The sequence below is a fragment of the Pseudodesulfovibrio sp. 7M6 genome (genome assembly GCF_050058625.1).
Lineage (GTDB): Bacteria > Desulfobacterota > Desulfovibrionia > Desulfovibrionales > Desulfovibrionaceae > Pseudodesulfovibrio > Pseudodesulfovibrio salinus.
This window is the reverse complement of record NZ_CP188816.1, coordinates 1,493,047-1,505,721: the sequence shown is the minus strand read 5'-3', so window position 1 is coordinate 1,505,721 and position 12,675 is coordinate 1,493,047. Positions and strand designations below refer to the sequence as shown.

Here is a 12,675-nt window from a genome sequence, read left to right as displayed (position 1 = left end):
ACGCAGCACCAAAGGGGCCGCTTGTTTTGTCTGATATTTCAGGGTAACAATGGGTTAAATGTAAAAGTGGAGAATGCATTGCGTATCCTCAATCTCGACGGCCCCTATTTTGTTGCCCCCTTCCGAAAAATGGGACACGAAGTCCTGTGGATAGGTCCGTCCAAAGAGTGTGACATTGAGCTGAAAACCATGCTTCCGCTCTCCCGGTTGGTGGAGGAGCTGCGCAGCCGTTCCTTCACGCCGGACCTTGTGGTTTGGGCAGACATCTGCCGTCCGCCGTCAGTTATCGGCATCGAGACGCTTCCCGCTCTTACGGTCGGCGTTTCCATAGATCAGTATTGCAACCCCTGGCACATGGCCTACTCAGCCGCCTTTGACCTGATGCTGGTATCCCAAAAGGACTACCTCCCCTTTTTCGAGCAGGAAAACCTGGGCAACAAGGTGGAATGGTTCCCATTGTTCTGCGACATTTCCAAGATTGAGGATTACAGCCAAGAGAGAGACATACCGGTCAGTTTTGTCGGAACGGTTGAAGGGTCCATCAATAAAAAACGGAAGACGTTCCTGGACGGATTCAAACGGAAGCACCCATTGTTTGTTACACAGGGCGACTATGTCCCCGTATACAGCCGCAGTCGGCTGGTGCTCAACCAAAGCGCGGTGGGAGAACTGAATCTGCGTATTTTTGAGGCATTGGCTTGCGGCGCCGCCCTGCTCACCGAGGCAACGGGCAATGGACTCTCGGACCTTTTTACCGACGGGGAAGACTTACTCCTCTATCCGCGTGGCGACGCAAATGCCGCAGCCGAGACAGCACGCCGAGCCCTGGCCGACGGCAGTGCGGAACGCACGGCCCACAATGCCTGCCAAAAGGTTCGCACCCGACACTCGACCGCTGCCCGGGCCCGCCACATCATCAAACAGGCTGAAAAGCTACTTGCCGCAGGCCCAAGCTGGCGCAAACACAATCAGGAAATAGTCGGCAAGCGCGTGGCCAATGCATACAACGTCCTTGCCACAGACTTGGATCTTCCGCTGACGCCCGCCCTGCGCGAAACCTTCAGCGCCTTAGGCAGGGCCAGACTGAACGCCGCAAAGAAATAAACGGGGCCGATCTTTCGATCAGCCCCGTCTGTTTTTCGTCAACCAACGAACTCGGCCATTTTGTCAAAGACAGGATGCCCTCTGTCGTGCCTTCCCACAGCCAAGACATCGTGCAGCTTGTCCACCTGTTTGACCATCTGATCCAACCGGTCCTCCACGTCAAGCAAAAGCCAGATGATGCTTGTCTGTCCGCCGTTTACCGGCATACAGGCTATGCCCTCCACGTTGTACGCCCGCCGGGCAAACAGGCCGCAGATATGGGACATAACGCCGGGATGGTTATTCACCGAGAGTTCGAGCACAGTCTGCTTACACATGACGTTCACCTCCGATCATATGGGAATTGGCCGCTCCGGGGGGCACCATGGGATAGACCGGATCATCGGGGCTGAGCGGCACATGGATGAGCGAGGGACCGTCTTCGGCCAGGGCCGCCGCAAGCTCGGCTTCCGGGTCCGCACTCGTCCCCAAATCATGAGTTTTGATGCCAAAGCCTTCCGCAATCTTGATAAAGTCCACAGCGTAGGAGTAATCCGAAGCAAAGTACCTTTTTTTATAGAATAAATCCTGTTGCTGCCGCACCAATCCAAGTGCGTTGTTGTTGGTCAGGATAATCTTGATACGGACATTGTTTTCCGCAGCCGTTGCCAAGTCCTGAATGTTCATCATCAGGGAACCGTCACCGCTGAAACAAAGGACGTTTCTGTCCGGGGCAACCAGAGCCGCGCCAATGGCGGCGGGCATTCCGAACCCCATGGTCCCGAGGCCGCCCGAAGTCAGCCATTGCCGAGGATGACGGAAGGGATACACCTGCGCCGTGCGCATCTGGTGCTGCCCCACATCAGTACAGACGATGGCATCATCCCCTGCCATTTCAGCTGTTTTGAGGATGACACCGTAAGCCGAAACAGGACTGTCCGGCTCAGGCACGATCATGGGATGGGCAGCCTTGAGTTCAGCAACGCGCGCCAGCCATTCCGCATGATCCTTTCCTTCCACCAACGGCAGAAATGCCGTCAGGGAATCACGGACATCTCCGGTAATGGACGCTGTCGTGGTCTTGATTTTGTCCAACTCGCTGGGATCGATATCCACATGAATGATCTTCGCGCCCGGACAAAACTCCGCGACCTTGCCCGTTGCCCTGTCATCAAACCGGACACCGACGGCAATCAGAAGGTCACACTCTTCAAGGATCAGGTTGGTATAGCGAGCCGCATGCATACCGAGCATTCCCAGGTACAGAGGATGATCCGTCGGGAGCACCCCAAGCCCCATGAGGGTGACGGCGCAAGGAATATTCGTTTTTTCCGCCAAGGCACGGGCCTCGGCAGAGGCACCGGCCTGAACCACACCTCCGCCGATATACAGAACAGGCCGTTTTGCAGCGTCGACCATGGCAGCAGCATGACGCATCTCGGCATCCATGATCTCCGGCCCCGCATCCGGAATGCCCAGTTCGGGCCACTCATCGAATTCCATAACGGCAGTCTGAACATCCTTGGGCACATCGATGACGACAGGACCGGGACGACCGGAAGAAGCGACCCTGAAAGCCTCGGGGATGATCTGGAAAAGGGACTCGACGGAACGGGCCAGATAATTGTGCTTGGTAATGGGGACGCTCAATCCGTAAGTATCCACTTCCTGAAAGGCATCAGTGCCGATCATGGAAAGCGGAACCTGACCGGTGATGCAGATGATGGGAATTGAATCCAGCTTTGCATCAGCAATGGCCGTCAATGTATTGGTGGCTCCCGGACCGGAGGTGGCGAAGAATACTGCCGGTTTGCCGCTGACTCGGGCCATTCCCTGGGCGATGAACCCGGCGCCCTGCTCATGACGGGTCAGAACATGGTGGATAGGACTCTCCGACAAGGCGTCATAAAGCGGCAGATTGGCTCCTCCGGGTATCCCGGCAATGGTTTTAATGCCCTGTCGCTCCAACAATTTGATGATAATCTCCGCTCCGGTCAGTCGCATGATGCTCACTCCTTGTCCGCCTTTCGAGCCGGTACGGAAAAACCCCCGCCGGCTTGCACCGGCGGGGGTTTTGATATGTCGCTTTAAATACAATAAACCCGCTAAGGTGCGTCCCTTCTGACACGACCTACTACGTCTACTACTACGACGACGGCTACGCCGACGACGGAGTTGGTAAGAGCGGATAGGGTGTTGAAGGTACGCATAATCAAAAATTCCTTTGCTTTTGTGCAAGCACTAATCCTGTATCGTGTTTGGCGTCAAGCTATTTAAAAAAAAAGATTGGTCTCTCTTCCAGACAACCGGAAAGATATCTCGCACACCGCATCTTCCGGACAATTCAAATAACAACCAATCCGTTTTGCCATGTTTGCCCCGCTTCAAACGGGACAAAATGCCAAAGACAGCAAGGATGAAGGCCTCTTGAACCAACAGTCAATGCAAACGGCAATAGACTGATTATAAAAGAGAAATATATAGCAGCTCAAGGCTTACTTGAACTTTACAACCGATCGACAGCCAGCCATAAGGCGAACATTCCCACTGTGATGCGGACCACGTGGCCGACATTAAAATGATACCCCCAGTTAATGGCAAAGAGGACGACGAGAGAAAGTACATATCCGGCAATAATGCACTTTCGCCAGATATTCAGACGTAACAGATTCATGCTTTTTTCCTTGTGAAAACGAAGCCGCCAAAGCCGCCTCGTCCATTTTTGTATGATAATCCCGATTGATATAACTAATTATCAGTGGAAGCAGTCTTTTTTCGAGCTGGAGCCTTTTTCTTGCCTTTTCCCTTTCCGCCCTCCTCTTCCTTGCCGAAGGCAATCAGCTTGTCAGCCAAACTACGCAATTTCGCATCGGCCAATCCATTGATCGAGTTTACCGGGTATGTCCCGTCCTTCCTGCAGGCACCGGCTTTAACGCCGGTAAGAATTTCTATGCCCTCATCAATGGTTTTCACAGCCCATATATGAAACTGCTTCTTCCTTACCGCATCCACGACCTCGTCTCGCAGCATAAGGTCCTTGACGTTCGCATAGGGAATCATCACCCCCTGCTTTCCATTCAAGCCCGCGTGCTTGCAGCAGAGGAAAAAGCCCTCGATCTTCTCGTTGACGCCCCCAATAGGCTGGATTTCGCCGTATTGGTTTACCGAGCCCGTGACCGCGACATATTGACGAATCGGCATGTCAGCCAATGAAGACAACAATGCATACAACTCCGTGGACGACGCCGAATCCCCGTCAATGCCGCCATAGGACTGCTCAAAGGCTATGCTCGCCGCCAGGGAAAGTGGCTTGTCCTGGGCAAACCTATTGCGCAAGAAGCCGGAAAGGATGAGCATCCCCTTGTTGTGCGTAGGACCGGACATATCCGCTTCACGCTCGATGTTGATGATGCCCTCCTTGCCGAGGGAGGTCACAGCGGTGATGCGGGAGGGCTTGCCGAACATGTAGTCGCCCATGGAATAGACGGCCAGTCCGTTGACCTGTCCGGTCACCTCGCCATCCGTATCCACAAACAGGCTGCCTCTGTCGATCATCTCCTGAATCCGTTCCTCAAGCATGTTGGAACGGTGTATCTTGGCTTCAATCGCTTGTCTGACATGCTCTCCGGTGACGACCTTGCTCTTGGCCACCTCGGCAAAGTAGTTGGCTTCACTCAATAAATCAGCCAACTGCGGGAAGGCGACAGAGATTTTCTCCTGCCTCCCAGCCCAGCGGACGGCCTCTTCCAGAATTGCCGCCACGCCGCTTTTATCAAAGGCATGCAGACCGTTGTGTTCGCTCTCCGCTTTGATAAACCGGGCCACGTCCATAATGGAATCATCGCCACGGTTCATGCTTGTTTCATAATCTGCGCGCACCTTGAATATTTTGGACACGTCCTCGTCATAGTTACGCAGCAGAGCATAGAGCTGTGGACTGCCAAGGACAACGACCTTGACCGCCATATCAATGGGTTCCGGCTTCAGGCCGGTGGCGCTGATGAAGTAATAGGGGTCGAACGTCTCAATCTCGATGTTCTCGGTCTTGAGCGAACGTTTGAGAGTCTGCCACACACCCGGCTCATAAATGGCATCCATGAGGTTGATCACCAGATAACCGCCGTTGGCTTTGACAAAGGACCCGGCCTTGATCTTGGTGTAATCGGTATGCCAGCCGCCGGAACGGTCCTGTACACGCTCGATGGAGCCGAAAAGATTCCGGTAGGTGGGATACGATTCAAATATGACGGGAGGTCCCTCAAGCTCGGCGTTATCCACCAGCAGATTGACCTGATAGGGCTGAAACACTACTTCCGGGGAAGGTGGCCCGAAGACCATGCCCGGGATCATCCCCTGCTTGGGCGGCCCGCTGAGGGCCTTGATGCCTTCCAGGTCCTCGGCCATGTTATCCAGCACGGAATCCAAATAATCCTGCACTTTCTGGCCGGGGAACGTCTCTCTGAGGGGTTTAATAAAATCCTCGGCAACGGACGTGAACATCAGACGGTCCAGTTCGTCATGCTTACGCATGGCTTCCTTCTGCAGCTTCTTGAGCTCCTGAACAATCTGGTCCAGTTCCTCCTTCAATTCCGCCCGCTTGTCGCGCAAGCGCTCAAATTCGTCACGGGGGAATCGCCCCTTTTCGACCATTTCCTCAAGCTCGATCATCCGCTTGGGCTCGCCATCCACCAGCGGCACCACGTCCGGACGCTGCACCGGCCCCATCTGCATACGAACGACCACCAGCCCGGTATCCTTGACCTGGTCTTCTATGGCCGTGTAAAAAGTCAGGATCTGCTTTTCGTGGGCTTCGGTGATCTCATTTTTGCGGGCAATGTATTCTTCACTGTCAAATAGCTGCGGAGCCTCGCGCTTCACTGTATCCAGAAATTCCTGCATCAGCTTTTTGAAGCGGCTACCGTCGCCTGCCGGGAACCTCAGCATGATCGGCGCTTCCGGCTGCTTAAAGTTGTTGACGTAGCAGATGTCGTTCGGCGCGCCCGTACCGTCCGCTATTTCATGCAAAAGGCGACGCACGGTGGAGAGTCGACCACTGCCGGGGTAGCCTGTCACGAATATGTTATACCCCTTTTTGGCCATCCCCATGCCGAAACGAAAGGCCTCCACTCCTCGCCGTTGGCCTATGATATCCTTTTGAGGCTCCAGTTCGTCGGTTGTGGCAAATGGCATGTTTTTCGGATCAGGAGTCCATTTGAGCTGGTCGGGACCGAGCAACGAAGAAGACCTTTTTTCTGGCATGGCAGCACTCCGTGGTTATCGCTTAAGCAAATAAGTCCGGTGAACCTTTTCCGGGCGGCACTTGGGCAAAAGAATTTCGAGTACCCCATCTACAAACCGCATCTTCACTCCATCGGGATCAATACGGCACGGCAATCGGATTTCCTTGGTACATGAACGGGACTCACGGCTGCAGCAGTCCTCCACCACACTGACGGCCTGAATGACAAGACGGCGATCACGCACGGAAACCTTAACAGAATCAGGATTCATGGACCCCAGTGCCATCCGGGCTACAAGCTCCCAATTTTCATCCACAAGTTCAAGATCCCCAGCCATACGGCAGAGCATCAAGGGGAGATCGAAGTCTGAACAGAAGTCATCAAACATTCTATCCATATCCCGACGCATACGGCCTATCTCGCCCTGGCTCCATCGTTTCAAATCCGCCATGACGGCAACCTCCGAATTTCGTCAAACAACCATCGAATCTCCGGCGTCAGGTACGTGCAAAAGAAACACGACAAAGGGAGAATGCATCCGCATCCCCCCTTCCGAATAAAAAGATTCGGCCCATGGCCGAAAGCCGACTAGAGCCCCTTGAACAAATTGGAAATGGCCAGGATCACAAATCCTGTGGAAACCAACCAGAAGGGACGAATCACATCTTCCAAGGCGGGGACGGACATGACGTTCATGTGGATGCAGATGCCCAAGACGCCGATTATGACTCCGACTATCCAGGTAATGAGTTGGGGTGCGCTCAGATTCATCGTACGTGTTGCTCCTCGATCCGATTACTTCAGGAATCCATGTACTTTCTCACCAGTTCCTCCGCCTCATCGCAAGGAACGGGCTTGGAATACAAATAGCCCTGTCCATAGTCGCATTGCAAGGAATAAAGCAAATCCCGCTGCCGCTCGTTTTCTATCCCTTCGGCCACAACCTTGAGTTGCAGACTATGGGCCATATTGACCATGGCGCGTATAATCTCGATGTTTTCCGGTGCCTTTTCCATATGTCGCACAAAACTCAAATCTATCTTGAGCTGGTCCACCGGAAACTTCTGCAGATAACTCATGGATGAATACCCGGTGCCAAAATCATCTATGGCCAACATGACTCCCAAAACCTTGAGACTGTTGAGCCGGCCGGTTGAGGTCATTGCATCCAACATGACCACTGTTTCGGTTATTTCCAGTTTAAGCCTGTTGGGCGGTAACTCCGATTCCTCCAGAATCCGCTTCACATCATGGACAAGACTGGGTTCACCAAACTGCTTGGCCGAAATATTAACAGCAATGGTCAGTTCCTCTGCCCGAGGAAATTTATGACGCCAACGCTTGAGGGACGTGCAGGAGTCGCGCAGCACCTTGACGCCAAGAGGGACAATAAGCCCTGTCTCCTCTGCTACCGGGATAAACTCTCCAGGACCGACCAAGCCGCGCTCGCTATGTCTCCAGCGGGCCAGGGCCTCAAAGCCGTACAGGCTGCCATCGTTCAGATTGATCAACGGCTGGAAAAACGGTTCAAATTCCCCGGCCTGCAATCCACGTTTAAGATCATTTTCAACCGCCAGAATATTTACGGCTCCCTTGCGCATATTGGGAGAATACTCACGAAGCCGATTCTTGCCATCGGACTTTGCCTTGAACATGGCCAATTGTGCATTATGAACGAGGTCCGCCTTGTCCACTTCGGCACCAAGTGCAATCTGGAATCCGACACTGGCGGATATGGCAAAGCGGCTGCCTTCCACATCCACAGGCTGACTAAAGGCAGCCTGAACAGCCTGAATGGCATCACGCGCATCCGCTTTTCTCGGCAAATCCTCCATGAGGATTACAAATTCATCCCCGCCGAAACGAGCCAGCGTATCCCCGGACCGCAAAATCTGGGACAACAGCATGGCGATACGCACCAAGGCCTTGTCTCCGGTGGTATGTCCATAATGGTCGTTGATCACCTGGAATCTATCAAGATTGATGAAAAGGACAGCAAAGTAGCTGCTGTGCCGCGCGGAATGACCAATTGCGCGCTCCACTCTGTCCAGAAACAGTCCGCGGTTGGGCAGACCGGTCAACGGATCATGCAACTGACTATGTTTGAGCTGCTTTTCCATCCGCTTGCGGCTTGTTACGTCCCGCATACTCATGCGGATGCCGAGGTCTTCGCCTTCATCCGAACTGATGGAATGCTTGACCGCGCTTATCCAGCGGATGTGGGAATCGCTATGGTAAATACGAAATGTCAGTCCATTTCCTTCCGTCGAGGTCGAAGCCATGAAATGTTGCCACACAGACAAGTCATCATGATGGACAATACGCTCCAAAAAATCAGGATCTTCAAGAAAACGTTCCGGCGGATAACCGCTGATACGTTTACACGACGGGGAGACATACGCATAAGCCCCATCGGGCACAATCCAGCTTTCCCAGTCATAATTATAGTCAGCAACGGTCCTGTACCGTTGTTCGGATTTCTCCAGGGCAAGCCGTGACGATTCCAATTCACCTATTACGGATTCAAGCCGCCGGGTCGTTTCCTCCAAGGAGCGCTTATGGCGATGCAAATCTGCAAATACCGAGACCTTGCCACGTAATATTTCGGGCTCCACAGGCTTGAAGAGATAGTCGACGGCCCCCAGTTCATAGCCACGAAAGACGTGACGCTGTTCTTTGCTGATAGCAGTAATAAAAATGATGGGAACGGAACACGTCTGACCATTGGATCGTAATTTTTCCGCTAGTTCAAAGCCATCCATGTCCGGCATCATGATGTCAAGCAAGGCCACGGCAAAATCGTATTCAACAGCTTTTTGCAGCGCTTGCCTTCCATCGGAGGCAAGAACCAGATTCAGATCCTGTCCCTTAAGAATGCCCTCTATGAGCTTGAGATTAATTCGCTCGTCGTCTACTACGAGCACGTCAACTTTCATGGTGCCGTTTTCCACCTCAGCTGGTTATTATCTTTCGTTGAATCTACCTTTATCCTATGACAATTACATGCTGGCACAATTATAAACCAACCATGACAAGGATCACGATTCCTCTTCATCAGCCCCCCTCCGATTGACAAACAACCTGCAGAGAGCTAGTGCCAGCCTCACATCACAACACGGAGGCAAGGCCATGGACGATCGCCATAAACAGTTTCACAAGCTCCTGAACGACCATCACGAATGGCCATGTCCCTATCTTTTCAAATTTATTGTCCCCTTCGAAAAACTGGATGAATTCTGCTCATTGTTCCAGGATTACGACCTGAGGACACGCCCTTCCAGAACGGGTAAATATGTCAGCGTCACTTTCGAAACCAACATGTGCTCTTCTCATGAAGTAATGGAAGTTTACAGTACAGCCGCCCAAGTTTCAGGAGTCATGTCCCTGTGACAGTTCTTGGCATATACTTTCAGAGTTCATAGGTCTGGAATGATTTTATCAGGTTTACAGACTCCATTTCAATACTTAGCTTACGCACGAAACAAACTTCGATGCAAGCCTGTAGGCTTGTAAATGACATACGGTCCGGAGGCACAACTGCGCGCCCACCTGAGCGACACGCCATAAATCGTGCAACCTCCTCACTTCTCAGCATCTTTACGTCAATTTTTTCCGATGGATGCGCCGCACTGAACCGGACCATTTGCATGAACGAAGGATATGGGAAGGTCTCTCCCCAAGGCCCAAAACGTTAATCGAACAGTGCGACAGCCAAGCCGGAAGGCCAAATGTCGCCGTCAATCCATACTGGAGGCTTCACATGCACATTGCCGACAATATGACCGAACTGGTAGGCCGCACTCCCATGGTCCGCCTCAACCGACTGTCCGAAGGGCTGGGCGCTACGGTGGTGGCCAAATTGGAGTTCAACAACCCCTGTGGTTCCGTAAAGGACCGTGTAGGCCTTAACATGATCAAAGCCGCCCTGGCCGACGGCCGTATCGATACCGAAACCGTTCTGGTGGAACCCACCAGCGGCAACACGGGTGTTGGCCTGGCTTTTGTCTGTGCCGTCAAAGGAATGCGGTTGATTCTGACCATGCCCGAAAACATGAGTTCTGAACGGCGCAAGTTGCTCAAGGGACTTGGGGCGGAACTGGTTCTCACCCCGGCTGCCGAGGGCATGAAGGGAGCCATTGCCAAGGCGGAAGAAATCCTTAAAGGACTGGAAAAGGGATTCATGCCGATGCAGTTTTCCAACCCGGACAACGCAGCGATACATCGCGCCACTACCGCAGAGGAAATCTGGACCGACACCGACGGTCTGGTAGACATACTGGTAGCCGGAGTCGGAACCGGTGGAACACTGACCGGAACCGGCGAAGGACTGAAATCCCACAAACCCGATGTAAAGGCAGTTGCCGTAGAGCCCGCCTCCTCTCCGGTTCTGTCTGGTGGAGCCCCCGGGCCCCATGCCATTCAGGGCATTGGCGCAGGCTTTGTTCCCGAGGTACTGAACACCGAGATCATCGATGAAGTAATTACCATCGAGAATGAGGAAGCCGTTGCCATGGCCAAACGGCTGATGCGGGAAGAGGGGATCCTCTGCGGCATATCCTCCGGGGCCAATTGTGCTGCGGCACTCAAGCTGGCTGCCCGCCCCGAAAATAAAGGTAAGATGATCGTATTCATCATCTGCGATACCGGCGAGCGCTACCTGAGCACGCCGCTCTTTGAAGAGGATTAGTCATGACCGATAAGAATTACTCCCTTGCCGACGTTGTCGCCCAGCTTGTTGAGTCTGGCGACAACGACCGGGTCAGACACCGATACTCCGACGACATGCCCATGCCGTCGGTGGAGACGCTCTCCGAACTGGTGGAGTCGCTACGTACCGTCCTCTTCCCCGGCTACTTCGGGCCGTCCGAGATCACCCCGGACACCATGCCCTACTATATCGGCGCCACCCTGGACCGTGTTGAACGCCAGTTGGCGGACCAGATAAACCGGGGCTATTGCTTTGTCTGCGAAATGGAGTCCGGCGGGAAATGCAAAGAGTGTGAAGACCGTGCCCACGATGTGGCCCGCACTTTCATCACCCGGCTGCCCATCATTCGCAAACTCCTGCTCAAGGACGTGGAGGCCGCCTATGACGGCGATCCGGCAGCCAAAAGCCATGGCGAGACCATCTTTTGCTACCCCTCGGTTCGGGCGCTGACCAACCACCGCATCGCCCACGAACTCTACAAGCTGGACGTGGACATCATCCCCCGAATTATCGGAGAGATGGCTCACTCGGACACGGGCATCGACATTCATCCCGGCGCAACCATCGGCAAGAGCTTTTTCATGGATCACGGTACCGGCACCGTCATCGGCGAGACATGCATCATCGGCGACAACGTTCGCATCTACCAGGGCGTAACCCTGGGAGCAAAGAGCTTTCCCAAAGGGGATGACGAGCGTCTCATCAAGGGACTGCCCCGCCACCCCGTGGTGGAAGACGGTGTCATCGTCTACGCCGGTTCGACCATCCTCGGGCGCGTGACCATCGGCAAAGGCGCGGTCATCGGCGGCAACGTATGGATCACCAGCGATGTTCCGGCCGGTGCGCGCATTCTTCAGTCCAGGGCCACACATCAGGTTCTTACTGACGGCGACGTATAACGCTCCTGAAAACAAAAAGGAAAAAGGGAAGCACGTTGGTTCGTGCTTCCCTTTTTTTGCTTTTATACAGCCTGACAACCGCTACTTCTTCTCCACTTCGCTGATCAGATCCGCCAGAGGACGCCCATCCGGCGTCCGGGCCTGGGGCTCATCGGCAAGCAAAGATTTCCAGACCTTCAGGGCATTCGACTTGTCGTTGAGGTCGAAATAATAGACCACACCCATATTGTACCGGGATGTAGTGTGCACCGGATCAATCTTGGCAGCCTGCCCAAAGGCATCAATGGCCTTATGGAACTGGCTGGTCCGGCGATACATGACCCCCAGATCCGACCAGACGTTGGCCCGCATGGGGGAAAGTTCCAAAGCGTGCTCATAGGCTACGGCCGCCTTTTCCGACAGCCCGTTGTCAAAACAGTAGTTGCCAAGCTCGACCCAGGCGTCCGCATCAACGGGGTTGGCGGCGGTCTTCTGTTCCAGACGAGCGAGTGTGGCGGCGTTGCCACCCGAAGTCTCGGGCGCTGCCGACGACACCGCCGGAATGGGCTGTTCGTCTTCTCGCTGTCCTATGTAGAGCATAGTCACGGTATTACCGATAAATGCCCCGACAAGCAGCGCCATAACCACAAGGATGATACAGGTGGACTTTTTTACCAGACCGCCCGACGGTTCAGCCTCGCCCCGTTGGTGTTCTGTCGCCATATTTCCTCCCCCAAAAATGTTAAAATCAAAAAATGATCGATTA

The 12,675-nt window shown here is 53.8% G+C and carries 12 protein-coding genes; 4 read left to right on the top strand and 8 right to left on the bottom strand.

The annotated features are described in order from the left end of the window. Positions 1–78: 78 nt before the first annotated feature. Complete coding sequence (locus ACI0FG_RS07130) at positions 79–1,104, top strand: glycosyltransferase family protein (protein ID WP_419787856.1); 1,026 nt, start codon at positions 79–81, stop codon at positions 1,102–1,104. A 38-nt stretch (positions 1,105–1,142) separates the two neighbouring features. Here ACI0FG_RS07130 and ilvN read toward each other — a convergent pair whose 3' ends face one another. The 7 genes from ilvN to ACI0FG_RS07095 all read right to left on the bottom strand — a co-directional run bounded on the left by ilvN (position 1,143) and on the right by ACI0FG_RS07095 (position 9,259). After that, positions 1,143–1,421, bottom strand: a complete 279-nt coding sequence (gene ilvN, locus ACI0FG_RS07125) for an acetolactate synthase small subunit (protein ID WP_419787855.1) — start codon at positions 1,419–1,421, stop codon at positions 1,143–1,145. Then, positions 1,414–3,087 carry an acetolactate synthase large subunit gene (ilvB, locus tag ACI0FG_RS07120; protein ID WP_419787854.1) on the bottom strand — a complete coding sequence of 558 codons (1,674 nt, stop codon included), beginning with the start codon at positions 3,085–3,087 and terminating at the stop codon, positions 1,414–1,416. The genes ilvN and ilvB overlap by 8 nt, the downstream gene beginning before the upstream one ends. Before the next feature lie 502 nt (positions 3,088–3,589). Next, positions 3,590–3,757, bottom strand: a complete 168-nt coding sequence (locus tag ACI0FG_RS07115) for a hypothetical protein (protein ID WP_419787853.1) — start codon at positions 3,755–3,757, stop codon at positions 3,590–3,592. 74 nt (positions 3,758–3,831) lie between these two features. After that, on the bottom strand, positions 3,832–6,342 hold the full coding sequence (locus ACI0FG_RS07110) for a Lon protease family protein (RefSeq protein WP_419787852.1): 2,511 nt from the start codon (positions 6,340–6,342) through the stop codon (positions 3,832–3,834). A 15-nt stretch (positions 6,343–6,357) separates the two neighbouring features. Then, a complete protein-coding gene (locus tag ACI0FG_RS07105) occupies positions 6,358–6,774 on the bottom strand; it encodes an Hsp20/alpha crystallin family protein (protein ID WP_419787851.1) in 417 nt (138 codons plus the stop codon). Between the two features lie 137 nt (positions 6,775–6,911). Further along, positions 6,912–7,094, bottom strand: a complete 183-nt coding sequence (locus tag ACI0FG_RS07100; RefSeq protein WP_419787850.1) for a hypothetical protein — start codon at positions 7,092–7,094, stop codon at positions 6,912–6,914. 29 nt (positions 7,095–7,123) lie between these two features. Continuing rightward, a complete protein-coding gene (locus ACI0FG_RS07095) occupies positions 7,124–9,259 on the bottom strand; it encodes a putative bifunctional diguanylate cyclase/phosphodiesterase (RefSeq protein ID WP_419787849.1) in 2,136 nt (711 codons plus the stop codon). A gap of 193 nt (positions 9,260–9,452) precedes the next feature. Between ACI0FG_RS07095 and ACI0FG_RS07090 the strand changes: the two genes are divergently transcribed. The 3 genes from ACI0FG_RS07090 (at position 9,453) to epsC (ending at position 11,930) form a co-directional block, all read left to right on the top strand. Further along, on the top strand, positions 9,453–9,713 hold the full coding sequence (locus ACI0FG_RS07090; RefSeq protein WP_419787848.1) for a DUF493 family protein: 261 nt from the start codon (positions 9,453–9,455) through the stop codon (positions 9,711–9,713). Positions 9,714–10,083: 370 nt separating this feature from the next. Next, on the top strand, positions 10,084–11,010 hold the full coding sequence (gene cysK / locus ACI0FG_RS07085; protein ID WP_419787847.1) for a cysteine synthase A: 927 nt from the start codon (positions 10,084–10,086) through the stop codon (positions 11,008–11,010). 2 nt (positions 11,011–11,012) lie between these two features. Then, positions 11,013–11,930 carry a serine O-acetyltransferase EpsC gene (gene epsC, locus ACI0FG_RS07080; RefSeq protein WP_419787846.1) on the top strand — a complete coding sequence of 306 codons (918 nt, stop codon included), beginning with the start codon at positions 11,013–11,015 and terminating at the stop codon, positions 11,928–11,930. An 81-nt stretch (positions 11,931–12,011) separates the two neighbouring features. On the opposite strand, the gene ACI0FG_RS07075 is transcribed toward epsC, so the two are convergent. Further along, positions 12,012–12,632 (bottom strand): tetratricopeptide repeat protein, encoded by a 621-nt coding sequence (locus ACI0FG_RS07075; RefSeq protein ID WP_419787845.1) that lies wholly within the window; start codon positions 12,630–12,632, stop codon positions 12,012–12,014. Positions 12,633–12,675 lie beyond the last annotated feature (43 nt).